Source organism: Hoyosella subflava DQS3-9A1, from assembly GCF_000214175.1.
Classification (GTDB): Bacteria; Actinomycetota; Actinomycetes; order Mycobacteriales; family Mycobacteriaceae; genus Hoyosella; species Hoyosella subflava.
Window position 1 is genome coordinate 1,778,955 of sequence record NC_015564.1, and the last position, 24,037, is coordinate 1,802,991.

General features: G+C 61.6%; 20 protein-coding genes. 16 read left to right on the forward strand and 4 right to left on the reverse strand.

Features of this window, described 5'->3' with window-relative positions:
• The first annotated feature begins 118 nt into the window (after positions 1 to 118).
• The 14 genes from AS9A_RS08265 (at position 119) to AS9A_RS08330 (ending at position 15,504) form a co-directional block, all read left to right on the forward strand.
• Positions 119 to 838: a class III extradiol ring-cleavage dioxygenase family protein gene (locus AS9A_RS08265; RefSeq protein ID WP_013806511.1), complete on the forward strand. Its 720-nt coding sequence runs from the start codon at positions 119 to 121 to the stop codon at positions 836 to 838.
• Positions 835 to 1,737 carry a tRNA (adenosine(37)-N6)-dimethylallyltransferase MiaA gene (miaA, locus tag AS9A_RS08270; RefSeq protein ID WP_013806512.1) on the forward strand — a complete coding sequence of 301 codons (903 nt, stop codon included), beginning with the start codon at positions 835 to 837 and terminating at the stop codon, positions 1,735 to 1,737. Before AS9A_RS08265 ends, miaA begins: the two co-directional genes overlap by 4 nt.
• 178 nt (positions 1,738 to 1,915) lie before the next feature.
• Entirely contained in the window at positions 1,916 to 2,941 is a 1,026-nt protein-coding gene (locus AS9A_RS08275; RefSeq protein WP_013806513.1) for a LacI family DNA-binding transcriptional regulator, read from the forward strand.
• Positions 2,942 to 3,005: 64 nt separating this feature from the next.
• Positions 3,006 to 4,319, forward strand: coding sequence for an ABC transporter substrate-binding protein (locus AS9A_RS08280; protein ID WP_013806514.1), 1,314 nt, complete (start codon positions 3,006 to 3,008; stop codon positions 4,317 to 4,319).
• A 1-nt stretch (position 4,320) separates the two neighbouring features.
• Positions 4,321 to 5,280 carry a carbohydrate ABC transporter permease gene (locus tag AS9A_RS08285; RefSeq protein WP_083826498.1) on the forward strand — a complete coding sequence of 320 codons (960 nt, stop codon included), beginning with the start codon at positions 4,321 to 4,323 and terminating at the stop codon, positions 5,278 to 5,280.
• Positions 5,281 to 5,282: 2 nt separating this feature from the next.
• On the forward strand, positions 5,283 to 6,197 hold the full coding sequence (locus AS9A_RS08290; RefSeq protein ID WP_013806516.1) for a carbohydrate ABC transporter permease: 915 nt from the start codon (positions 5,283 to 5,285) through the stop codon (positions 6,195 to 6,197).
• Positions 6,198 to 6,199: 2 nt separating this feature from the next.
• The gene (locus tag AS9A_RS08295) at positions 6,200 to 7,147 is read left to right on the forward strand and encodes a glycoside hydrolase family protein (RefSeq protein WP_013806517.1); all 948 of its coding nucleotides are present in this window, start codon (positions 6,200 to 6,202) and stop codon (positions 7,145 to 7,147) included.
• 19 nt (positions 7,148 to 7,166) lie between these two features.
• A complete protein-coding gene (locus AS9A_RS08300) occupies positions 7,167 to 8,270 on the forward strand; it encodes an ABC transporter ATP-binding protein (protein WP_013806518.1) in 1,104 nt (367 codons plus the stop codon).
• Between the two features lie 208 nt (positions 8,271 to 8,478).
• The gene (locus tag AS9A_RS08305) at positions 8,479 to 9,876 is read left to right on the forward strand and encodes a hemolysin family protein (RefSeq protein WP_013806519.1); all 1,398 of its coding nucleotides are present in this window, start codon (positions 8,479 to 8,481) and stop codon (positions 9,874 to 9,876) included.
• Entirely contained in the window at positions 9,869 to 10,900 is a 1,032-nt protein-coding gene (locus tag AS9A_RS08310; RefSeq protein WP_013806520.1) for a hemolysin family protein, read from the forward strand. The genes AS9A_RS08305 and AS9A_RS08310 overlap by 8 nt, the downstream gene beginning before the upstream one ends.
• A gap of 66 nt (positions 10,901 to 10,966) precedes the next feature.
• On the forward strand, positions 10,967 to 11,728 hold the full coding sequence (locus AS9A_RS08315) for an SDR family oxidoreductase (RefSeq protein WP_013806521.1): 762 nt from the start codon (positions 10,967 to 10,969) through the stop codon (positions 11,726 to 11,728).
• 54 nt (positions 11,729 to 11,782) lie between these two features.
• Positions 11,783 to 12,721 carry a diaminopimelate epimerase gene (dapF, locus tag AS9A_RS08320; protein WP_013806522.1) on the forward strand — a complete coding sequence of 313 codons (939 nt, stop codon included), beginning with the start codon at positions 11,783 to 11,785 and terminating at the stop codon, positions 12,719 to 12,721.
• Positions 12,722 to 12,873: 152 nt separating this feature from the next.
• Positions 12,874 to 14,313: a GTPase HflX gene (gene hflX, locus AS9A_RS08325; protein ID WP_049793869.1), complete on the forward strand. Its 1,440-nt coding sequence runs from the start codon at positions 12,874 to 12,876 to the stop codon at positions 14,311 to 14,313.
• A gap of 3 nt (positions 14,314 to 14,316) precedes the next feature.
• A complete protein-coding gene (locus tag AS9A_RS08330; protein ID WP_013806524.1) occupies positions 14,317 to 15,504 on the forward strand; it encodes a hypothetical protein in 1,188 nt (395 codons plus the stop codon).
• Between the two features lie 7 nt (positions 15,505 to 15,511).
• Here the strand turns inward: AS9A_RS08330 and lexA are convergent, their stop codons facing one another.
• Positions 15,512 to 16,243 carry a transcriptional repressor LexA gene (gene lexA / locus AS9A_RS08335; RefSeq protein WP_013806525.1) on the reverse strand — a complete coding sequence of 244 codons (732 nt, stop codon included), beginning with the start codon at positions 16,241 to 16,243 and terminating at the stop codon, positions 15,512 to 15,514.
• 1,163 nt (positions 16,244 to 17,406) lie between these two features.
• On the opposite strand from lexA, the gene nrdR reads away from it, so the two are divergent.
• Positions 17,407 to 17,877 (forward strand): transcriptional regulator NrdR, encoded by a 471-nt coding sequence (nrdR, locus tag AS9A_RS08340; protein WP_041451708.1) that lies wholly within the window; start codon positions 17,407 to 17,409, stop codon positions 17,875 to 17,877.
• A 100-nt stretch (positions 17,878 to 17,977) separates the two neighbouring features.
• Positions 17,978 to 18,190, forward strand: coding sequence for a hypothetical protein (locus AS9A_RS08345; RefSeq protein WP_041450955.1), 213 nt, complete (start codon positions 17,978 to 17,980; stop codon positions 18,188 to 18,190).
• Between the two features lie 6 nt (positions 18,191 to 18,196).
• Here AS9A_RS08345 and hrpA read toward each other — a convergent pair whose 3' ends face one another.
• The 3 genes from hrpA to AS9A_RS08360 form a co-directional block, all read right to left on the reverse strand.
• Positions 18,197 to 22,153 (reverse strand): ATP-dependent RNA helicase HrpA, encoded by a 3,957-nt coding sequence (gene hrpA, locus AS9A_RS08350; protein WP_013806528.1) that lies wholly within the window; start codon positions 22,151 to 22,153, stop codon positions 18,197 to 18,199.
• 197 nt (positions 22,154 to 22,350) lie between these two features.
• On the reverse strand, positions 22,351 to 23,244 hold the full coding sequence (gene mmuM / locus AS9A_RS08355; protein WP_013806530.1) for a homocysteine S-methyltransferase: 894 nt from the start codon (positions 23,242 to 23,244) through the stop codon (positions 22,351 to 22,353).
• A 20-nt stretch (positions 23,245 to 23,264) separates the two neighbouring features.
• Entirely contained in the window at positions 23,265 to 24,026 is a 762-nt protein-coding gene (locus tag AS9A_RS08360) for a 3-hydroxyacyl-CoA dehydrogenase (protein ID WP_013806531.1), read from the reverse strand.
• Positions 24,027 to 24,037 lie beyond the last annotated feature (11 nt).

Consider the following 24,037-nt stretch of genomic DNA (forward strand, 5'->3'; position numbering starts at 1 on the left):
GAGAAAGCCGATATAGCTATGAAAACCTGCGGGAGTGTTCGAATGCGGCGGCATTGTGGCCGTTCAGACACCTATGCGACCGGCAGGGACGTGATCGTCGCGGGTACCGTTTGCAGTTGTGTTCACCGCTGCCGCATTCATCCCAGGCCCGCCGCTGCTGGTCCCCGAACTGGCGAACGAGGCCGCGTCAGAAACGGCAGATCTACGGCGTGCAGTGCTTGATGCCGCTTCTGCGCTTGCGGAAACTTGTGACCAATGGATCGCAGTGGGCACTGACACTTCGGCGTTGAGGAACGCGTCGAACGAGTCGGGAACGTTTCGCGGGTTCGGTGTCGACGTGATGGTGTCACTCGGACCTGAACCCGATGGGTCCATCGACGCTGACATGCCGTTGCCTGCGCTGATTGCCGCCTGGGTGAGAGGGCAGAGCGCTCCCGCGCAGCGGTGCGAGTTGGAGTACCTCCAGCCAGACACCCCCGCCGCATCCGCGCTCTCCCGGGGTGAGCAACTCCGCCGGCAACTCGACGCTGTACCCGAGCGGGTCGGCGCACTGATCGTCGCTGATGGCGCAACAACGCTCACTGATCGCGCCCCGGGAGCCTTTGATCCCAGGGCGGAAGAATTTGAACGCACCCTCTCGGAGGCGCTGGACTCTGGGGAGACCGGCATACTCGCGACTCTTGACGTGCAACTCTGCTGTGAGCTTGGAGTTACAGCCCGAGCGGCATGGCAGGTTCTGGCGTCGTTGTTCACCGGGACGAAGCCAGGAAGGGTGACGCACCGTTTCGACTCGGCGCCCTACGGTGTTGGCTACCACGTTGGGATGTGGCTGCCATGATCCGGCCTGTCGCGATCATCGGCCCCACCGCTTCGGGAAAGTCAGCACTGGGACTTGATCTTGCCGAGCGCATTGGCGGCGAGATCGTGAACATCGACGCAATGCAGCAGTACCGCGGTATGGATATCGGCACCGCAAAGCTGACACTGGCAGAGCGCAGAGGTATCCCGCACCATCAGATCGATACGCTCCACGTCACGGAGATCGCGACGGTCGCGAACTACAAAACTGCTGCCGCGAGAGACGTCGAGCTCTTGGTCAGCCGCGACATCACGCCGATTATCGTGGGTGGCTCGATGATGTACATCCAGGCGCTCATCGATGATTGGCAGTTTCCCGCGACGGATCCAGCTGTGCGCGCGAAATGGGAAGCACGCCTGGATGAAGTAGGTGTACGCACGCTGCACGCCGAGCTAGCGCGGATCGATCCGGCGGCGGCGACAACGATTCTTCCCACAGATCCCCGGCGCACTGTGCGGGCGCTTGAGGTCATTGAACTCACCGGTCGGCCTTTCGCGGCGTCGGCCCCTCAAATTGGTGAACCACAATGGGGAACAATCATTCTCGGGGTGGATCGCGATACTGAAGAACTCGACGAGCGCATCGCCCAGCGGACGGAGGCAATGTTCCGCGGCGGGCTGGTAGAGGAAGTGAAAGATCTCATCAGTGTGGGCCTGAGAGAGGGCGTCACCGCCTCCCGGGCGATCGGCTACGCCCAGACGCTTGCGGCACTCGATGGCGAATACAGCCTCCAGCAGGCCCAAGATCTCACCCTGCAGGGCACCAGACGATATGTGCGGCGGCAACGATCCTGGTTCAAGCGCGATCATCGCATCCAGTGGATCGATGGTGCCGATGCAGACATGCTTGGAACGGCCTTGCAAGCAATTCGCGGCTAAGTAGTCAAGGTCGTATGCCGTTTGCCCACCTCCAAGCGACAGCGACGACCTGGGGCACGTGCTTGTCGCTGCTAGGCGGGCGAATCACAACTGGCGTCTCACACCCTATTGACTTTGCGTGAGCGCCATCACATACTTGGTTAATCGGTTTGGCAAAACGATTAACCAAGGAGCTCGGATGGCCGCGAAGCCCCGGATCAAAGACGTTGCAGAACGCGCTGGTGTCTCGGCGGCCACTGTCTCTTTTGTGCTCAATGACGTTGAGGGGGCACGTGTAGCGCCGGAAACCCGAGACCGGATCCGAGCTGCTGCGAAGGAACTGGGCTACCGGCCCAATACGGTGGCCCGGGGCCTTCGCACCCAGCGCACCCAGATGATCGGTTTCATCAGTGACGAGATCGCGACCACGCCTTTCGCGGGACAGATGATCCAGGGTGCGCACGATGCGGCGCATAAAGCGGGCTACCTGCTCCTGATGATCAACACTGGGCAGAGTGCGGACGAGCAGCACCTGGCTGCGCAAGCGCTCGTCCAGCGTCAGATCGACGGAGCGATAGTCGCCACCATGTACCACCAGATGGTGGAGGTGCCGACCGAGCTCGCCAGCACCCCTCGCGTCGTCCTCGACGCGAAGCCGCAGAACGATGCGGTGTCCTATGTGGTTCCCGACGAGGCGGGTGGGGCAACCGCAGTCATGGGGGAGCTGATCGCCGCTGGTCATCACCGTATTGGGCACGTAACCGAGCGGAACGAACCAATTGCTAAAGGCCTGCGTTTACAGGCCTATCGAGAGTCCCTCCGCAAGAACGCACTTCCTGAGGATCCGGCGCTCATCGAAGAGGATGAGGCAAACGCCCACGGTGGCTACCGAGCTGTACTTCGGCTACTCGACTCAGCAGACCCGCCCACCGCCGTCTTCTGCTACAACGACCGGATGGCGATGGGCGCGTACCGCGCGGCAGCCGAACGGGGCCTGAAGATCCCCGAAGATCTCTCCGTCGCCGGCTACGACAATCAACAGTTGATATCTGATGCGCTTTCACCCGGTCTCACCACCGCTGCGCTTCCGCACTACCACATGGGAGTGTGGGCCGTAGAGACGCTGCTCGCGACTCTCTCATCTACGAAACCGATTGAGCCACAAGCTCATTTGATGCCGTGCCCACTGGTCCGGCGCCACTCCATCGCTCCGCCGCGCCGCTAGCGCTTCGCGGACACAACACGACGACACATCACCCTGGGGACCTCAGGGTGGGGAAGGAACCGCGATGCGTCAGCGTTACCGGCGACGCCACTCGACGGTCAGATCAGGACCACGACAAGCCTTCACAGCCGCGCTCACGACGTCCGCTCTGCTGCTCGCAGGTTGTTCGTCAGCGAATATCCCCGACAGCCGGACAGAAATTGTGATGTGGAATCACGCTGCCGGAAATCCTGAGGAACTCGCGACAATCAGCGAGGTGATCGATGCCTATAACGCGTCTCAGGATCAGTATTTTGTCCGGCAGGAAGCGTTCCCGCAGCTGGTGTACGGCGACGCAATCACCGCAGCAGCGCTGACCGGAGATCTTCCGTGCATCGTCGACATCGACGGGCCGATCGTGCCGAACTGGGCATGGGCCGAATTGTTGCGCCCGCTTGAAATAAGCCAGGAGACACTGGATCAGATGCTCCCGTCCACGCTCGGTGAATACCAGGACGAGACATATTCGGTCGGCTATTACGATGTCGCCCTCGGAATCCATGCGCGGCAGTCTGTCCTTGAACGGTACGAAATCCGCATTCCCAGCATCGAGGAGCCCTGGTCCGGAGAAGAGTTCGACGCGGCCCTCGAAACTATCGCGGAAGGTGGCGAGTTCCGGTATCCGCTCGATCTGGGAACTGGTATCGCTGATGGCGAATGGTGGTCCTACGCGTACTCTCCGTTTCTGCAGAGCTTCGGTGGGGATCAGATTGATCGCGACACCTACCTCACCGCTGAAGGTGCACTGAACGGTCCGGAGGCAGTTGCTTTCGGTGAGTGGTTTCAGAGCCTGTTCGCGCGTGGACTCGTCAGTCGGGAGGGAAACCCAGCGCGGCCTGAGTTTTTCGACGGTTCGGTTGCTCTGAGCTGGCAAGGAAGCTGGGAAGCGCTGAAGGCGTACGAAGAATGGGGCGACGACATGCTCCAGCTTCCGCCGCCGGACTTCGGCGCTGGGCCGGTGATCGGTGGTGCGAGCTGGCAGTGGGGCGTGTCAACCTCATGCGAAAACCCTGAGGGCGCGTTCGAGTATCTCGAGTTCACCCTCCAGCCGCAATACCTAGCGCGGTTCAGCGAAGAGTTGGGCGTGATCCCCGCGACGCAGGCAGCGACGGAGCTGACACCTCAGTTCAGTGAGGACGGACAGCTGAGGCCGGCCGTGGATCTCTCGCGTGAGTTCGCGATGGTTCGGCCACAAACACCTGCGTACCAGGTGATTTCGAGCGTTTTTGAGAAGACTCTGAAGGACATCATGCATGGCGCCGATGTGGAAGCCGTCTTAAATCGGGCTGTCCGCGACATCGACACCAACATCAGGTCCAACGACGGTTACGGATTCTGACATGGCTACTACACACATTCCGCCTGCTTCAGGCACTCCTGCGACTACTGCCAAGGGCAGTCCAGCGCCGCGACGCCCGTGGCGAGTCCGGGGTGAGGACCAGCGTTCAGCGATGGGGCTCGCCGCCCCGGCGATGTTTTTGCTGTCGCTGTTCCTGATCATCCCGGTCATTCTCGCTTTCGCGATGGCGTTCACGAACATGCGGCTGATCTCGCCGAATCCGCCTCGGTTTCTCGGACTGGACAACTTCGTTCGAGCTCTGTTCGAGGATGACGTCTTCCGCGCATCCTTGTTCAACACGTTCTATTTCGCGGCGGTAGTTGTGCCCGTGCAGGCGGGGCTCGGACTGATTCTTGCCCTTCTGGTAAATCAGAAGATCAAGGGCCGCAACATCTTCCGGACGATCTACTTCATCCCAGTCGTGACGTCCATGGTTGTGGTGTCGATCCTGTGGCGCTTCATGTACCAGGAGGATGGGCTGATCAACTCGATGATCAGCACTATCACCGCGGGAGCAGTTGAGGGGACCGCGTGGCTCAGCAACCCCGCGACCGCGATGCCGGCGATCATGGTCCTCTCCATCTGGCAGGGTGTCGGTTTTCACATGGTCATCTGGCTCGCGGGGCTTCAGACAATTCCTCAGTACCTCTATGAGGCAGCTGAGCTTGATGGCACAAACAGGTGGCAGCGTTTTCGCTACGTGACCATGCCCGGACTGAAGCCCACAATGGTGTTCGTCCTCGTGACGATCACAATCGCAGCGTTCGCTCTATTCGTTCAGATCGATGTGATGACGCAAGGCGGTCCGCTCGACTCCACGAGCACCCTCGTTTTTTATGCGGTGCGCAAAGGCTACCGCGAACAGGAGATGGGCTACGGCGCTGCGATTTCACTGATCTTCTTCTTGCTGGTTCTCGCGGTTTCGCTGATCCAGCGTTACATGACCCGAGATGAGGACTGATCATGGCTACCGCAATCACGCCTGACACCGACGACAAACGTCCGATCCGCAGAACCTGGCCGCGCTACATACCCATGGTTGTCCTTGCGCTGTTCTTCTTGTTCCCGATCGTGTTCATGTTTGTCTCCGCATTCAAGACCGACTCCGCGATATTCGCCGACCTGCGTTCGCCACGCGCATTCCTGCCCATAGGGGAGTTGTCGTTCGCCAACTTCGTCGGTGTCTTCGACCGAGTGCCCGTGCTGCGATTCCTGTTCAACTCTGTCTTCATCACGACCGCGATTGTCGGGCTGGGACTGATCGTGAACAGCATGTGCGGGTTTGCGCTCTCACGGATGAAATGGCGCGGTCAGAAAATCATCTTCGCGATCATTATCGCAACCCTGATCGTCCCGTTCGAGACTGTCGCGATTCCGCTCGTCTACTGGGTTGCGCAGCTGCCTTCGGTGGAGTTCAACGGGCTGATGCCGACCTACAGTCAAGGATGGCTGAATACCTACCATGTGCAGATTCTTCCGTTCGTCGCGAACGCGTTCTTCATCTTCCTGTTCGCGCAATACTTCAAATCAATCCCACGGGAACTCGATGAAGCCGCGCGTGTAGACGGCGCCAGCTGGTTCCAGATTTACTGGAAGCTCATTGTGCCGCTGTCTGGCCCGGTCTTCGCGACCGCGGCAATCTTGACCTTCGTCAGTTCCCCAGGCGCCTGGAACGCGTACCTGTGGCCACTGATGGTCGCGCAGCAGGAGGAACTTCGACCCGTCATGGTCGGTATGCAGTACTTCTTCCAGCTCGACACCGCGTGGGGCGAGATCATGGCATACACCTCGATCATCACCCTGCCAGTTCTGCTGCTGTTCCTCTGCTTCCAGCGCGCATTCGTCAACTCGATTGCCTCGACCGGAATGAAAGGCTAATTATGCTCCGCCTTCCTGACCATTGGGTGTGGGACAGCTGGTATGCCCACGACGGTGCCCAGCACCACGCATTCTTCCTCCGCGCTTCGCGCGCACTCATCGACCCGGATCGCCGGCATCTGCGTGCGAGCGTTGGTCACGCTGTGTCGCCTGATCTTCGACAATGGACCCTACAGCCAGATGCGCTGGTCGCCGCGGACTCTCCTGCCTGGGACGATATGGCGACGTGGACGGGCTCGGTCATTCGGGGCCCAGGCGGAACCTGGCACATGTATTACACGGGCGTCAGCCGCGCGGAGCGTGGTGTCGTGCAGCGGATAGGTCTTGCGACGTCGGAAGACCTGATCACGTGGACACGCTACGGTGACGTTCCGCTACTCGAGGCAGATCCGCGGTGGTACGAAAAGTACGACGGGACAGCGTGGTTTGATGAGGCCTGGCGTGACCCGTGGGTGTTCGCCGATCCACGCGGCGACGGATGGCACATGCTCATCACCGCTCGATCGAACGAGGGCGTGCCCGAGGAACGTGGCGTGATTGGGCACGCACGAAGCGCGGATCTGCTGAACTGGGAGTCGCAGCCGCCGCTCAGCAAACCCGATGGGTTTGGCCAGCTCGAGGTGCCGCAGGTCGCCGTCGTCGACGGACAGCCCTTGCTGATCTTTTGCTGCAACCCGCCAGAACTTTCGCCGCGTCTGCGGGAACCCCGGCCAAGCGGCTCGGTCTGGGCCGTTGCCGCCGACAGCATCACAGGCCCCTTCGATATCGGACGCGCACAACCGTTCCCCCACCCGAGTCTGTATGCGGCGCGGCTTGTCCAGAATGACGATCAATGGTCGCTCATCGGATTCCGCGACACCGAGAACGGCGCCTTCATCGGGGAACTCACTGACCCCATCCCTGTTCAGTACCTTGACGGCGGGCTCACCGCCGCGAGTGACACCCTCTGATTCGACTAAGGACCCAGCCATGGCCGCAGTTACCTACCACCAGACAACCTGTTTTTACCCCGGCGCGGAGACACCGTCGGTCAATGAGCTCAATCTCGACATCGCAGACGGCGAGTTCCTTGTTCTCGTCGGCCCATCTGGCTGCGGCAAATCGACCACGCTGCGGATGCTTGCGGGTCTCGAGGAAGCGACGTCAGGCTCAATCCGCATCGGAGACCGGGACGTCACGCATCTCGCTCCGAAGGAACGGGACATTGCGATGGTGTTCCAGAATTATGCGCTGTACCCGCACATGTCGGTCGCCGACAATATGGGATTTGCCTTGAAGATCGCGAAGGCGCCGAAGGCAGAAATTCGCCGCCGGGTAGCTGAGGCCGCAAAGCTCCTGGACCTGGAACAGTTCCTGGAGCGAAAGCCAAAGGCACTGTCAGGCGGGCAGCGGCAGCGGGTCGCCATGGGGCGCGCAATCGTCCGGGAACCCAAGGTATTCCTGATGGACGAGCCGCTGTCGAATCTGGATGCGAAGCTTCGCGTTTCGACGCGAACCCAAATCGCCGCCTTGCAGCGCAGGCTCGGTGTCACCACCGTTTACGTCACCCATGATCAAGTGGAAGCGATGACGATGGGGGACCGGGTTGCCGTCTTGAAGGATGGTGTACTGCAGCAATGTGACACCCCGCGAGCGCTGTACGAGACACCGCGAAACGCTTTCGTCGCGGGGTTCATCGGTTCACCGGCGATGAACCTGAAAACGCTCCCGCTGACGAGCGAGGGCGTCCGCCTTGGTTCAGAACTGCTCCCTCTGACACCGCAGGTGCGTGCGGCGGTCACCGCCGAAGGAAGCGATTCAGTGACCGTCGGGTTCCGGCCCGAATCGTTCGAACCCGCTGACGCGGGAACCGGTGCGTTTGAAGTGTCGGTGACCCTCGTGGAAGAGCTAGGTTCTGAAGCCTTTTGTTACGGCACGCTCGTCGAGACGGACGGAAACCAGCCTGAAGATGGCGAAGTGATCGCCCGGGTAGATCCCCGGATGCCCCCCGCGAAGGGAGACCGGATCCGGCTACGGATCCGTCCGGACGAGGTCCATACGTTCTCCGCGAAGACGGGGGAGCGACTGGTCTGACGATAGCCGGTCACGGGTCACCCAGGGTGGAGCCGGAGTCGCCGTGATCCGTCATCGGGCCATTGTGCCCTCACCTGCCCAGGGTGGACCCGAGAGAGATGGCCGGACCAGGTGCTGTACCGGCAGGTTGCTTTTTCGGTAGAGTCGTGTGCGTGGATGACCCCAGTGACAGACCCTGGCCGTTGCTGCTTCGCGCGGAGGCGCCTCGGTGGTAACGGAATGGCTTCTTGTTCTGCTTGTTCTTCTGCTGATTTCTGCAAACGCACTCTTTGTAGCGGCTGAGTTCGCACTCGTCACTGTTGATCGGCCGACAGTCGCGGAGGCCGCGTCACTCGGAGACAAACGTGCGAGCTCGGTCCAAAAAGCTTTGCGCAGCCTATCGACTCAGCTTTCCGGGGCCCAACTCGGAATTACGGCCACCAGTCTGCTCGTGGGCTTCATCGCTGAGCCGTCGATCGCGGCGCTTTTGCGGGGCCCCATCGCATCTGTCGGTGTACCTGAGGAAGCCAGCCTCGGGGTTGCCCTCGGTGCAGCGTTCGTGATCGCAACGGTGACCCAGATGGTCTTCGGTGAACTTGTCCCGAAGAACTGGGCGATTTCGCAACCGCTTCGGGTTTCACGCGCCGTTGCTGGCGCTCAGCGGGGTTTCACCGCTGCCGCTAAACCCCTTATCTCCGTCCTCAACGGCATCTCTAACCGGATTGTGCGGGCCTTCGGCATCGAACCACGCGAGGAATTGGCATCCGCGAGGTCAGCGCAAGAATTAGGGGCGCTCGCTGCACGTTCGGCACAACAAGGGCTACTTGACCAGTCAGTCGCACGGCGTGTCGAAGAGGGCGCGGAGTTTGCACGGCGTACAGCCGCTGACGTGATGACCCCGCGTCCGCGTGTGACCTTCGTGGACAGAACCACTTCCGTTGAGGAACTCCTGGCAATGGTGACGGAAACGGGTCATGCCCGGTTCCCCGTTCTGCGGCACTCTGTCGATGACGTTGTGGGTATCGTCCATTTCAAATCCGCGCTCGCTGTGAGCGCTAAGGATCGTTCACAGGTCACAGCTGCCGACATCATGACGGGAGTACGCGCTGTACCGGCGTCGATGGGCCTGGGGGGCGTGCTGGAAGAACTGCGCAGTGGACTGCAGCTCGCGATGGTCATCGATGAATACGGGGGTACCGCGGGAATTGTCACGTTGGAGGACTTGGTAGAGGAGGTTCTCGGCGAGATCGATGATGAGCATGACCGCCCTGGTGGCCGCCCGCGGCGCCTTTCAGACGGTTCGTGGTCGCTGCCTGGCTTGCTACGTCCCGATGAGGCTGCAGACATCACAGGTATCGGGCTCCCCGAGGCGGAGCACAGTGACACGCTCGGCGGGCTTGCCACGGAGCAACTTGGCCGATTCGCTCAGCCTGGCGACACGATAGATATCAGCGCCTTGGATCTCACCCAGCGCGACGGCGACGGCATGGCAACCCCCGTTACCGCACGACTGCGCGTGACCCAAGTGGACGGGCGCCGCATCGCAAGGGTGCGCCTTACGCGCCTGAGCGGTGTTTCCGAACCTGCACGCACGAGTGGCACGGGGACGGAGAACCAGAATGGTTGACCTCACCGGAATGCTGATCGGCATCATATTGCTGGTTGGAAACGCTTTCTTTGTCGGCGCAGAATTTGCGCTCATCGCAGCGAGGCGAACACAAATTGAACCACGGGCGGCCGCCGGTAGTTGGAGTGCGCGTATCACCCTGCGTGCACTCGAAAGGGTCTCCCTGATGATGGCTGGCGCCCAGTTGGGCATCACGATGTGTTCACTCGGCCTGGGCGCTGTGGCCGAGCCTGCCGTCGCCTACGCTCTCGAAATACCCCTTGAGGCTCTCGGCGTGCCTTCCGGGATGCTGCACCCTATCGCGCTCGTTATCGCGCTAACGATCGTGCTCGCCTTGCATATGACCATCGGCGAAATGGTTCCTAAGAACATTGCCATTGCCGGCCCCGAACGCTCAGCGCTGCTGCTTGGCCCGCCGTTGTATGCCATCGTGTTCGTGTTCAAACCGCTGCTCGTGATCATCAACTGGATCGCAAACAACGTTTTGCGCCTGATCCGGGTCACGCCCCGCGAAGAGGTCGCTTCTGCATTCACAGCTGACGAAGTCGCAGGCTTCATCAATGAGGCGAAACGCGAAGGTCTGCTCGATGAGAACACGCACAAGCTGCTGTCAGGTGCGGTTGCGATCGCGGGGGACACCGTCGCCTCGATTATGGTGCCGATATCGGACCTCGTCACCGCCGCGGACGACACCAGCGTCGGGGAGCTGCAGCAGCTATGTCTCGATACAGGATTCTCCCGGATCCCAGTAAGTAAGTCGGAGACTGTTGAGGGTTACGTGCATATCAAAGACATACTGGACCTCGGGCCCGAAGCCGGACTGCCCGCAGACCGCATCCGGCGGATCACCAGCGTGGCCGCATCCACGAGTCTTGACGATGTGCTCGCCGACATGCAATCACTGGGCACGCACGTCGCGCTCGTCACTGGCGAATCTGGTCAAGTTATTGGAGCTGCAATGCTGGAAGACGTGATCGAAAAGGTCGTGGGAGAGATCGCAGACGCTGCCGCCCAAGTTAGCTAGCGCTCGAGGTATTCGGCGATTGCGCTACGTTTCTAACCGGATCGTTTCAACGAGGAGGAGTGATACATGGCCGCTGCGGAAGCACGGGTAGCAATTGTCACAGGCGCGGCGCGCGGCATCGGTTCTGCCGTCGCTCAGCGACTGGCGAAAGATGGACTCGCAGTGGCGGTGGTTGACCTGGATGAAAAATCATGTGAATCGACGGTCACAGCGATCACGAGCGGTGGCGGCCGCGCGATCGCCGTCGGAGCTGACGTATCCGACGAAGTAGCGGTGCAACAGGCCGTGGAGCGGATCGTCGCCGAACTGGGTTCGCCGACAGTCCTCGTCAACAACGCGGGGATCCTTCGCGACAATCTCCTTTTCAAAATGACCGTGAGCGACTGGGACGCTGTGATGAGTGTCCACCTGCGTGGCGCGTTCCTCATGACCAAGGCCGTGCAGAAACACATGGTCGATGCGGGTTTCGGCCGGGTGGTCAACCTGTCGAGCACGTCGGCGCTCGGTAACCGTGGCCAGGCGAACTATTCCGCAGCGAAAGCAGGAATGCAGGGATTCACGAAAACCCTCGCGATTGAGCTCGGCAAGTTCGGTGTGACCGCCAACGCCATTGCCCCAGGTTTCATCGCGACAGAAATGACAGCCGCGACCGCCGCGCGGGTGGGAATGGACTTCGACGAGTTCAAGAAACTCGCCGCGAAGGAAATCCCCGTCGGCCGCGTTGGCGTGCCCGATGACATCGCGCACACCGCTTCGTTCCTTGTGAGTGAAGGTGCAGGCTTCGTGTCCGGACAGGTCATCTACGTCGCCGGTGGCCCCAAGGACTAGCGGGCGTGAACCTCGTCCTAGGCCGGCGAGAAGCAAGTCAGTACCCTATGCGGTATGACGATGCGTGATTTCGCGGACGCAGTCCCCTTCACCAAGGGACACGGAACCGAGAACGATTTCATCATCTTGCGCGACACTGATGTTCGTCTTGACCTGACAGTCAGTCGTACAGCTGCGCTGTGCGACCGTCAGCGGGGTCTGGGAGCGGACGGCGTCCTCAGGGTGGCCCGTGCGGGTGACCTTGCCGAGAAGCGCGTGCTGAGTCACCTTCCCGCTGGGGTGGCGCCGGACGACTGGTTCATGGACTACCGAAACGCTGACGGGTCGATCGCTGAAATGTGCGGGAACGGTGTCCGCGTCTTTGCGCACTATCTCCGCACTTCAGGCCTCGAAACGAGGGCGGAATTCACGGTTGGCAGCCGCGCGGGCGCGCGCCCTGTCACTGTGCATCAAGCAGGTCCCTACCTGGGTGAAGTGACAGTCGAGATGGGTCCTGTTACGTCGCTCGGGCAGAGCGAAGCGACCCTTGGCGGACGCACCTTCACGGGACTGGGAATCGACGTGGGAAATCCACATCTCGCCTGTGTCGACGACACATTGACAGCAGAATCACTCAAGCAGTTGGATGTCTCGGAACCGGTGTTCGACAAGTCCTTCTTTCCACGCGGCGTCAATATTGAAATTCTGACCGCGTTGCGGCACGGGGTAGTCGAAATGCGGGTGAATGAGCGTGGCGTTGGTGAAACACGCTCATGCGGAACCGGCACCGTGGCTGCTGCGGCTGCTGCGCTCGCTGCCACCGGAGAATCCACCGGCAGCGTCGTGGTACGGATCCCCGGCGGCGAAGTAACAGTCACTATCACTGCCGAGTCCTCATTTCTGCGGGGGCCTTCGGTTCTCGTCGCATCTGGAGAAATCGCAGGTCAGTGGTGGGATGTAGTGGGGACAGGCGATAAGAAAGAAGTCGGTGCCGTCCCTGCGCAGGCTACCTAGAACGAAACTCGATCGCCCATTGTCACGAACCGCCGTATCATCGGTGACAAGGACTGACAAAGTCGCATCAGAACCTGGGGAAGGTGACCGCGCGTTTGCGGCAATCAACGAATTCATTAGGACATAACGATTTCACGCCGGACGACGGCGCGATCGAACTCAACGGTGATCCGCTCGCGGAACCTGGGGGACAAGCGAGCGACGCCCGCACCGACGTCTCCGTTGGTGAACTCCAACTTGAAGACCGCACGTCGCTGCGGCGCGTTGCGGGTCTATCGACCGAGCTCACCGACATCACAGAAGTCGAATATCGGCAACTACGGCTCGAAAAAGTCGTGCTCGCTGGGGTATGGACGCAAGGCACATCGGCCCAAGCTGAGGCAAGTCTTCGGGAACTGGCAGCACTCGCGGAAACTGCGGGTTCCGCCGTTCTCGACGGCGTCATCCAGCGACGTGACAAGCCGGACGCCGCGACCTACCTGGGCTCGGGTAAAGCCGCTGAACTTAGGGAGATCGTGCTCTCGACCGGCGCCGATACCGTGATCTGCGATGGCGAGCTCACCCCTGCGCAGCTCACCGCGCTGGAGAAGATCGTCAAGGTCAAGGTGATCGACCGTACGGCCTTGATTCTGGATATCTTCGCTCAGCACGCGACTTCGCGTGAAGGCAAAGCTCAGGTGACGCTCGCGCAGATGGAATACATGCTGCCGAGGCTGCGCGGCTGGGGCGAGGCCCTTTCGCGGCAGGCCGGCGGGCGCGCCGGCAGTAATGGCGGCGTAGGTTTGCGCGGGCCTGGTGAAACGAAGATCGAAACCGACCGTCGCCGGATCCGCGAACGCATGGCGAAGCTCAAGCGGGAGATCAGGGCGATGAAAAGTGCGCGTGACACCAAGCGCGCGCGCCGTCAGCGCAACCAAGTTCCGTCGGTAGCGATCGTCGGCTACACGAACGCCGGCAAATCGAGCCTGCTCAACGCATTGACCGGCGCGGGAGTGCTCGTTCAGAACGCGCTGTTCGCGACACTCGATCCGACTACCAGGCGGGCATCACTGGACGACGGTCGAGAGTACGTGCTGACTGACACCGTAGGTTTTGTACGGCACCTGCCCACCCAGCTCGTCGAAGCGTTCAGGTCGACACTCGAGGAAGTCACGGACGCTGACGTACTGGTGCACGTCGTCGACGGATCTGACGAGTTCCCGCTAGGACAGATCAAGGCCGTACGCGAAGTGATCAATGAGGTTGTTGAAGAGCAGGGCACGACGCCGCCTCCTGAGCTCCTCGTGATTAACAAGACAGATGCCGCGGACCCGATGGCGCTTGCGCAGCTCCGCCGGGCGCTGCCAGGCGCGGTATTCGTCTCGGCGCATTCTGGTGCGGGGCTTACCGCGTTGCGGGAACAACTCGCTGACAGACTCGGTCGCAAGGATGTTGAGGTGCTCGTCGAAGTGCCATACGCACGTGGAGAGCTCGTCGCACGAATCCACACAGAGGGAACGGTCACCGGCGAAACGCACGAGGCTGAAGGCACCCGGATTCGGGCGCACGTACCGTACTCACTCGCGGCGAGCCTGCAGGAGTTCGCACTCTAGCGGATGCGCCACATTCCCGTTCGGTCCAGCTACCGGCGCTCATCCATTGTGGGCGCCGGTATTGCTGCTGTGCTGGCGGCAGGGTTGCTCGCTGCACCGGTGGGGGCGCAGGAAACCGACGGACCGCCGAGCGTGGAATCGCTCTGCGTGCCCGTTGATCGCGAACTTGAGGAGCTCTCGGGACTCATCGTGGCTGACGAGGTTGTGTACGCCATCCCGGACGGCGGCAGCAGCGTGGCCGTGGCCGAGCTCGCGAACGTCCTCGCTGGCGACTGTACGGTGACGAGATGGTTGCGCAGCGAGCTCAATCCGTTTGATCCGGAAGACCTCACCGCCCGAGGCGACCGCCTGTGGATAGCGGATGTCGGGGACAACCGGGCGGCGCGCGAAACAATTGCACTGCTCAGCGTGGACCGCGATGGTGCCAACGCGGTGCTCCATCGGCTGCGTTACCCGGAAGGCGCTCGTGACGCCGAGACCATCCTGCTTGACCGTGTTGGGATGCCGATCATCGTGACGAAAGGCGTCGGTGTCGGAGAGGTGTACGTTCCAGAAGGCGGCACATCTGTTGACGACCTCCCCTCGCCTGGGCCCGTGGACCTCGTGAAGGCGGGGGAACTGACATTTTCGATGACAGAAACCCCGGGCGGCCCCATTGGACCATTCGGCTCAGTCCTTGCCACTGGCGGCGCGGTGAACGCCGAAGGAACGATCGCAGCGGTCCGAACGTACACCGACGTCTACTTCTACGCGGACGAAGACGGCGACCTGCTCGATGCACTCACTCGGGACCCTGTCGTCCTGCCGATCCCGAATGAGCCTCAGGGGGAAGCGATCGCCTTTACTGCTGACGGTGATCTGCTCACCGCATCGGAGTTGGGCTTTCCCATCACCGGCGATCCCGCACGTCCGCCGGATGCGAATGAACCGCTTCCGCCGATCCAGATCCTTCGCGGCGTCGAGGACTATGTGTGGTCTCAGGTTGCTCAGCGCGCCGCTACGCCGGAACCCGCTGATGACGTGGCTGTGCCGACGCAATCAGACCCAGCGGGTGCAGGCACCGTTGCAGAGCCACCGCCAGACGACGACGCGCTGGACAGTTTCGGTGTGCGCGTCGCGGCAGTGGGTGTGGGGCTGTTTATCTCCGTGCTGATTGCTGGTGCGACAGTTCTCTGGTGGAGGCGAAAGTAGCTCGTGCTCAGAGCTTTCGGATCACGGACACGACCTTGCCGAGCACCGTGGCGTCATCGCCTGCTATCGGCTCGAAGATTGGGTTCTGCGGCAGCAGCCATACGTGATCTTTCGTTCGTTTGAAAGTCTTGACCGTTGCTTCGCCCTCGATCATCGCCGCGACAATATCGCCGTTCACCGCGTCTTCCTGCTGACGCACAACTACCCAGTCACCATCGCAGATCGCCGCTTCGATCATGGACTCCCCGACAACTTTCAGCAGAAAATGGGAACCCTGGCCCACCAGTTCGGAGGGGAGGGGAAACACATCGTCAATCTGCTGCTCTGCCAGAATCGGCCCGCCAGCAGCGATTCGTCCCACCACAGGTACGTAGACCGGGGTTACCGTGTGGCCGCCAAAGCTGCCGACTTCGTGCGAGGCGCGGCCGCCACTTCCGAAGGCCTTAGTGCTGTTGCTCGAGGAACTGTCGTCCTCTGAGCCGCGCACATCTACGGCACGAGGACGATGCGGGTCCCGCCGCAGGTAGCCTTTGCGCTCGAGCGCCCGGAGTTGATGCGTCACCGACGAGGTTGAAGTCAGCCCGACCGCTTCCCCAATCTCGCGCACACTAGGGGGATAACCACGCTCCATCACGGATGCACGTATCACGCTGAGCACCTCGCGCTGCCGCGCAGTCAACGGCGGAAGTGCGTTCTCGGCCTCAGGCTCTGGTGTCCGTGTGCTCCGGCGAGCGCTCATGTTGATGACTCCTCCTGGCCGTCAATCCAAGGCTGACAGTGCCACGTGTGACTGATGTTGACCATAGTCAACGCCCGACGATTTTCCAAACACCTGTTCGACTGTTTCGGTAGTTCGAGCAAAACTTGTCAGAGTCGCGTGATATCAATCGAACGTGCGATCGAGCCAAACGCATGTTCGAATAACCGGGCATGGTCGAGAGCGCAACTGCGGTCCGCGTGGGTGGGCCCGAATCGAGTGGAGGTTGTTATGAGCGTCCGGTTTGCTCCCGCTGACAACACGGGAAACCTCAGCGCCCGCTACAGTTCTCCGGCCCCATGCATGCGGTCGGGCTTGTCCAGCGTCAGCCGCGCGCGCAGTGGGGTGAGAGCTTCGCACTTCCACCTTGATCGCGACCAGACTGTGGACTGGGGCAGCCGTCGTGAGGGAGCTGTGCCCCGCCGCCGCAGAACGCAGCGGGAGACGTGGCGGCGTCCGAGCCGTCCCGGACCGCGGTACCGCGAGGTGCACGGCCGTCCTGGTTGTGCGCCAGCGCGACGCGGGCGTTCGCGTCCGCAATCACGCGAGGACACTCTCGTGCTAAGGCTCATGTTCGCGGCCGTAGTTGCCGCCATGTGCGCGGTACCGTTGTGGGGCCTGGTCTTCGCTCCTACCACCGGGGGTGTTCCAGACTCCGTACCTGGGACTGTCGGCGTCGTGACAGTGAATCAAGGTGAGTCCCTAAGTGACGTCGCTCGACGCGTAGCGCCCGCAATGCCGATGGAGGTATCGGTGGCGAGCATCCGCGATCTCAACGGCCTGAGAAACTCCATGGTGTCGCCTGGACAATCTCTCCTTGCCCCCATCGTCCCGTGCAGTGGGGAATGTGCGGCGGAGCCCGCACAATGAGTGCACTGCCCGAGCACGACGGTGATGATGCGCTGCTGTACCTGCCCGATTTGACCGCACTTGCGGCGGCGCGCCCGAGCGCATACTTTCGGAAAGGAAAGCACTCGGAATGGGCAGCGCGGCCCGAATTCATCTACCTGTCCTACAGTGCCCAAGAAGTGGGTGGTTGGCGGCTCGACCCTCTGGCGGGGAGGATAGAGGAAGCGTTTCGGCCACCGACCCCGAGCGGTGCCCAGTTCGTAAACCGCGAAGCTGGGTGTGAGCGAGGAGAAGATATGCGTTGTCCATTCTGCAAATCTGCGAGTTCGCGCGTAGTCGACTCGCGGGAAGCAGACGAGGGACAAGCAATTCGCCGTCGGCGATCCTGCACTGAATGTGGCCGACGGTTCACAACGGTCGAGACGGCCGTGCTCGCAGTACTGAAGCGCAGCGGTGTCACCGAACCATTCAGTCGGGAAAAGGTTGTTCGTGGGGTGCGCTCCGCTTGCCAGGGCCGCCAGGTGGACGATGATGCTCTGAACAAGCTCGCACAGCAAGTCGAAGACACCGTCCGTGCGTCAGGAGCAGCCGAGGTACCCAGTCATGAAATCGGGCTGGCAATCCTCGGGCCGCTGCGCGACCTCGACGAAGTGGCCTATCTGCGCTTCGCCTCCGTTTACCGGTCATTCAGCTCCGCTGACGACTTCGAGAAGGAGATCGAAGACCTTCGAGAGCACCGTGAGAGACATAAAACGACGCAGGTTTGACCCTGTGGCAAGGGTGGCACGAGTCCACCCCTTGGGTGGCTGCATCTGGGAACGTCGATTGCGGATTATGGGTGCATCACTTCCGTTATAAGGAGCAGCCATGACCCGTATACCAGCCGCCCTGACCGTACTTGTTGCAGGGGCAGCCTTAATGCTAGGAGCGGCCGGCGCGGCAGCCGCACTCAATCCGCAACCACTGCCGCCTTCGGGCATGGCGATCTACACGCAGCAGTCAAGTAACTCATTCGGTAGCGCCGTCAGTTTGAACCCGCAGCCGCTGCCGCCCCGTACCTGGTACAGCCTCGGCTATTGATCGGGGTCACCGGACGGTAAGAGCATCGATTGCGTTTGCGACCCGCTGTTCAGAGATGGCGTACGCCGTTCCGACTGCTTGCGCGAACAAGCTAACCCGAAGTTCTTCGATCATCCAGTGAACCTCGTCCACACGTGGGCTAGTGCGCTCGGCTTGTGGAAGTCGTTCCAGAGTGTCGCTCAGTCGGGCGTAGATCCGGTCGAGCGCCGCCATCCCGCGAGAATCCCGTGACACGCTGCCCGGCAGCGCCTCAACCCGCCGCCGCGCCGCCGTGAGGTACCGCACGAGGCTGGGAAGCCGATCCGCGCCGCTCTCGGTGACGAAACCAGGGTAAACAAGATCGGCCAGCTGATCGGAAACGTCCTGTGCGGCTTCATCTGTTCGCCCCGAGAGGACCACACTCAGGGCGTGTGCCTCCTCCAGGACCGGTACCACACGCAAGAGGACGTGGCGAGTATGTTCTGTGAGATTTGAGCGCACCTTCGCCGATAGCGAGGCGAAGGTGGCGCCATCCCAGGCGACACCGCCGAATTGGGTGACAAGCACATCAATCGCACAGTCACGACAGTCCTCCGCGATGCGTGCGATTCCCCCCGCTGGGGCGTAGTTCAGTATGAGGCGCTGCGCCGCGGGAAACCCGCTGAACACGGATTTTGGCAGGGGCCCGGCTTCATGTGCGATGAGCGCACGTGTTGCGGACACCATCGAATGGTCCTGCGCGGCAGCGGTGCTCAGTACGCGCACGGCTATGCCCTGGGGCTCCAGAACTAGCGCCGGGTAGCCACGGACAATGTTGCCGCGCGAGCGATGGTCGACCACGCGGGGAATGTGGCCGCCAGGAAAATCCGGCCACGCCCAGCGTGGCGGACGTTCTGCCGAAGAACCGGCCCGCGCTACCGCCTTCGTGACAGCTGTGGCGAGACCATCTTTCAGCTCATCGAGGTCCTTCGCTGCACGTATGGTGTCGCCGTTGTCATCAATCACGGCAAAAGTCATCCGCAAGTGATCAGGGAGTTCAGTAAGCGTGAAATCATGCGGCTCAATACGCAACCCGCCGAGTCGGGACAATTCACGCGCGAAAGCAACGGGCATCGGTTCCGTGCGCGGCTTCACGGCCGACAACGCTGCAGCAGCGAAGTCTGGCGCGGGAACGACCTGACGGCGCACGGCCTTAGGGAGTGTTTTGATCAGTGCGACCGCAAGTTCGTTTCGCAGACCGGGTACGAGCCATTCAAACCCTACCGGTCGCACACGTTCCAGCTGTGAAAGGGGAATCTGTACTGTTACCCCGTCGCGCGGGTGGCCGGGCTCGAAGTGGTACGAAAGCGGGAATAGTAGGTCGGCCTGCTTCCATGCATCGGGAAAGTCTCGGGCATGCACCGCTGCAGCATCTGTGTTCACCAGCGTTTCTGTGGTGAAGGTCAATAGTTCAGGGTTCGAGTGTTTCTTCTTCTTCCACCAGCTGTCGAAATGCCGGGCTGAGACAACGGTGTCGGGGAGTCGGGCATCGTAAAAGTCGAACAGGGTGTCGTCGTCAACGAGAATGTCACGACGCCTTGCCCGATTTTCGAGATCCTCGACGTCGGCAAGCAGTTCGCGATTCCGCGTGAAAAACTCGTGCCGAAAGTCCCACTCGCCCTGGACAAGTGCGTGACGAATGAACAGTTCGCGAGAGGTTTCCGTATCGATTGATCCGTAATTCACGCGGCGTTTTGCCGCGAGCGGGACGCCAAAAAGGGTGACGCGCTCGTAGGCGAGCACCGCTCCTTGTCTACTGGACCAGTGCGGCTCGGAGTACACGCGCTTGACGAGGTCCCCGGCGAGGCGTTCGGCCCAGGCAGGTTCGATTTTCGCCACCGTGCGCGCCCAGAGCCGGGATGTTTCAACAAGTTCCGCGGCCATCACGAACTGGGGTGGCTTCTTCGCGAGCGCGGAGCCCGGGAACACCATGAACTTTGCCCCGCGTGCGCCAAGGAACTCACGCGTATCTGCTTCGCGCATACCAATGTGCGACAGCAGCCCCGAAAGCAGGGCCTGATGGACAGTGTCTGGTGCCGCGGGGCTCTCATTCTGCAACCAGCCGAGCCCGGAACAGATCTGTTTCAGCTGGCCGCGGAGGTCCTGCCATTCGCGGATACGCTGCCAGTGCAGAAACTCGCCTCGGCAAAGTTTCCGGAACTGGCTGGACGACAGTTCGGTCCTTGTCTCACGCAGGTAATTCCACAAGTCGAGGTAGGCAAGGAAGTCGGAGCCTGACTCAGCGAACCGCCGATGTAGTTCATCAGCTTTCTGTTGCTGTTCACTCGGGCGTTCTCGCACATCCTGAATCGAAAGTCCTGCCACTACAGTGAGCACTTCACGCAGACAGCCACTGGCGTGCGCCTCGACCAGCATGCGCCCGAGCCGGGGATCGATGGGTAGCGCGGCAAGCTGGCGCCCTACCTCGGTGAGCGTGTGGCCACGTTTTCCGCCCCCGGGCTTGGCGAGGGCGCCGAGTTCTTCGAGAAGTCGGACACCGTCTCGCACGCTGCGCGGATCGGGTGCATCGATGAAAGGGAAGTCCGCGACGTCGCCGAGGTCAAGTGACGCCATTTGCAGGACTACTGCAGCAAGGTTTGTGCGCAGAATTTCAGGATCGGTGAAGAGTGGCCGGTCGTCGAAGTCCTGCTCAGAATAGAGGCGCACGCAAATCCCGTCGGATACGCGCCCGCAACGCCCTGCTCTCTGGCGTGCCGATGCCTGCGATATCGGTTCGATTGGCAGTCGCTGCACCTTGGTCCGGAGCGAATACCGTGAGATACGCGCGTAACCGGGATCGATGACGTACTTGATGCCGGGAACTGTCAGCGACGTTTCGGCGACGTTGGTGGAAAGCACAACACGCCGCGCGGAGTGTTTGGTGAATACGCGATGCTGGTCAGCGGCGGAAAGTCGCGCATACAAGGGAAGAACGTCGACCCGCGGAAGCTTCCGGTCGTGCAGAGCGTCGGCCGTGTCCCGAATTTCGCGCTCTCCCGAAAGGAAGACCAAAATGTCACCGGGGCCTTCTCTCAACAGCTCGGAAACGGCATCGCAGATAGCGTCGACCGGGTCCTTCTCCACGGTCGTCCTGCTGCCGCCTGTTGCATCGTCGCGGGCATCCGGTTGTCGCTCCTCAGTCAAGGGCTCATAGCGAATCTCGACGGGGTAGGTGCGTCCGGAGACCTCGACGATAGGCGCGGGTACACCGTCGGTCGCGAACTGCTCGGCGAACCGCTCAGGGTCAATTGTCGCCGAAGTGATGATCACTTTCAGGTCGGGTCTGCGGGGCAGCAGTTGCTTCAGGTATCCGAGAATGAAGTCGATGTTGAGGCTGCGCTCGTGGGCCTCATCGATGATGAGTGTGTCGTAGTTGCGCAGCATCCGGTCGCGCTGGATCTCGTTGAGAAGAATGCCGTCCGTCATGAGCTTCACGAGCGTGGTTTCGGAGACGCGGTCGGTGAAGCGAACGGTGTAGCCGACTGCGGTGCCTAGATCGCAGTCAAGCTCTTCTGCAATGCGTTCTGCCACTGTGCGGGCGGCGAGTCTGCGCGGCTGAGTATGGCCGATGGTCCCGCGGATTCCGCGCCCGAGTTCGAGGCAAATCTTGGGGAGCTGTGTCGTTTTACCGGATCCGGTCTCGCCCGCGACGATCACTACCTGGTTGTCGCGGATAGCGGCGGCGATGTCATCGCGGCGTTCTGATACTGGTAGTTCAGGTGGGTAGGAGATGGTGGGTACAGCTTCATGCCGGGCACTGACACGGAGCTGGGCTTTCTGAGCGGCCGCCGCAATCTTCGAGCGATCAGCGGCGTTCTTGGCATGCCGAAGCCGCTGGTGAAGTCGATGCGCATCTCGAAGGGTGAGCGAATCGAGGAGTGTGCGCAGCTCGTGACGTGAGGGCAGATCCTTGTGGGCGTCTGCCTGGCTCGATGTGGGATTCATTCTTCGACAAGGATAACGGCTCGGTGTCACGGCGATCGAAATGTGCTGAAGGATCTGAGGTATGCCCAAGCGTCGGCCGTGAACGGAAGAATCAAGTTCAGAAGATTGACTCCACTGACGGAAGGGCATACGTCAAACGTCTCGCGCGTTTTCGCTCCCTTGAAGTCGGCAACCAAAGCGCCCAACTGATGGGCCTGTCATGTGGGACGGGAGAGCGCACTCGCCACTTGCGCGATGTCACCCGCACCAACCCGGCAGCAACCCCCGATAATCTGCGCACCGGCGGCAGCCCATTGGCGCGCCAGCTTGACGCTGAATTCGGATTTTCCGGTCCAGCGCCCGGCCTCCGCGTCCCAGCCTTCTCCGCTATTCGGATAGACGATCACAGGCTTACCAGAATGCTGCGCGGTATCGATTGTGGGGATTACGTCGGCGGGAGCGCAGCAATTGACCCCGACCGCCACGATCGAGTCGATCTCAGACGCCACCTCGAAAGCATCGGACACGGGCTGCCCGGCACGAGTCCTTGCACCGGCGATGGTGTAACTCAGCCAGGCCGGAACCCTGAATTCAGAAATCAACGAGGCCAGTGCCTCGGCCTCGTCAAGGTCGGGGATAGTCTCAACCGCGAGCACGTCAGCACCCGTGTCGGCCAGGATCTCGAATCGCGGTCGGTGCCACGCACGGAGTTCCCGAACGCTCAGCCCGTATCGCCCCTTGTATTCGGACCCGTCGGCAGCTGCAGCACCGTAGGGGCCGATCGACGCCGCGACAAATCCCCGGCCGAACTCGTCCCGTACGTCAGCTGCGATCCGGACGCTGCGGCGCAGCAGACGTTCCGTCCCGCGCCGGCCGATGCCGCAGTTCGCGAAACCGCGGAACGAGGCTTGGTAGCTCGCAGTTATCGCGATGTCGGCGCCGGCCGCGAAGAAGGCGCGATGCACGGCTGCGATTTCGTCGGGGGTGTCTAACAGCAAACGCGCGGACCACAACCCTCCAGCGAGGTTGTGGCCGCGCGCTTCCAGTGCTGTGGCGAGACCACCGTCGCAGACGAGCGCCCGCGCAAGGAGTGCGTCCGTGAAGGTAGCCACGCATCAATTGTGCCGGTGTCTTACTTCGGCGCCATCCGGATCGCGCCATCGAGCCTGATGGTTTCGCCGTTCAGCATCGGGTTGTCGATGATGTGGGTGACGAGTGCCGCGTACTCGCCGGGTTTCCCGAGCCGCGAAGGATGGGGGACTTGCTGACCAAGCGACTTTTGCGCTTCCTCGGGTAGGCCGAGGAGCATGGGGGTTTCGAAGATCCCAGGTGCAACCGTGACAACACGGATGAGGTGGCTCGCGAGCTCACGCGCAACGGGAAGCGTCAGAGCAGCGACGCCGCCTTTGGAGGCAGCGTAGGCGGCCTGGCCGATCTGGCCGTCGAAAGCGGCAACAGAGGCGGTGTCGATGATGACGCCACGTTCACCGTTGATCGGCTCGGTCTTGGACATCTTCTCAGCCGCCAGGCGGATGACGTTGAAAGTGCCGACGAGGTTGATGCGCACGACCCGCTCGAAGTCCTCGAGCGGCAGTACGCCCCTGCGGCCGAGTACCTTACCGGGAGTCGCGACACCGGCACAGTTGACCGCAACACGAATGTCTCCCAGTTCGGCTGCCTGACCGATGGCAGCCTCAGCCTGCTCGGCAGACGTCACGTCGGTGGGAATGAAGACCGCGCCGTCACCGATCTCACGTGCCGCGTCGTCACCCCTGGGCGAGGGCAGGTCCAGCAGGACGACCTTAGCGCCGAGCTTGTTCAGCGCTTTCGCGGTGGCGTGTCCAAGACCGGACGCGCCACCGGAAATCACCGCGACAGAACCGTTGATATCCACGAACTCTCCCT

Coding starts and splice junctions, on each gene's coding strand:
- hrpA (WP_013806528.1), bottom strand. CDS start 22,153: ATGAATCCCACATCGAGCCAGGCAGACGCCCACAAGGATCTGCCCTCA.
- AS9A_RS08275 (WP_013806513.1), top strand. CDS start 1,916: ATGGCCGCGAAGCCCCGGATCAAAGACGTTGCAGAACGCGCTGGTGTC.
- AS9A_RS08345 (WP_041450955.1), top strand. CDS start 17,978: ATGACCCGTATACCAGCCGCCCTGACCGTACTTGTTGCAGGGGCAGCC.
- AS9A_RS08295 (WP_013806517.1), top strand. CDS start 6,200: ATGCTCCGCCTTCCTGACCATTGGGTGTGGGACAGCTGGTATGCCCAC.
- lexA (WP_013806525.1), bottom strand. CDS start 16,243: ATGAGCGCTCGCCGGAGCACACGGACACCAGAGCCTGAGGCCGAGAAC.
- AS9A_RS08315 (WP_013806521.1), top strand. CDS start 10,967: ATGGCCGCTGCGGAAGCACGGGTAGCAATTGTCACAGGCGCGGCGCGC.
- nrdR (WP_041451708.1), top strand. CDS start 17,407: ATGCGTTGTCCATTCTGCAAATCTGCGAGTTCGCGCGTAGTCGACTCG.
- miaA (WP_013806512.1), top strand. CDS start 835: ATGATCCGGCCTGTCGCGATCATCGGCCCCACCGCTTCGGGAAAGTCA.
- AS9A_RS08285 (WP_083826498.1), top strand. CDS start 4,321: ATGGCTACTACACACATTCCGCCTGCTTCAGGCACTCCTGCGACTACT.
- AS9A_RS08300 (WP_013806518.1), top strand. CDS start 7,167: ATGGCCGCAGTTACCTACCACCAGACAACCTGTTTTTACCCCGGCGCG.
- AS9A_RS08280 (WP_013806514.1), top strand. CDS start 3,006: ATGCGTCAGCGTTACCGGCGACGCCACTCGACGGTCAGATCAGGACCA.
- AS9A_RS08330 (WP_013806524.1), top strand. CDS start 14,317: ATGCGCCACATTCCCGTTCGGTCCAGCTACCGGCGCTCATCCATTGTG.
- AS9A_RS08290 (WP_013806516.1), top strand. CDS start 5,283: ATGGCTACCGCAATCACGCCTGACACCGACGACAAACGTCCGATCCGC.
- AS9A_RS08310 (WP_013806520.1), top strand. CDS start 9,869: ATGGTTGACCTCACCGGAATGCTGATCGGCATCATATTGCTGGTTGGA.
- dapF (WP_013806522.1), top strand. CDS start 11,783: ATGACGATGCGTGATTTCGCGGACGCAGTCCCCTTCACCAAGGGACAC.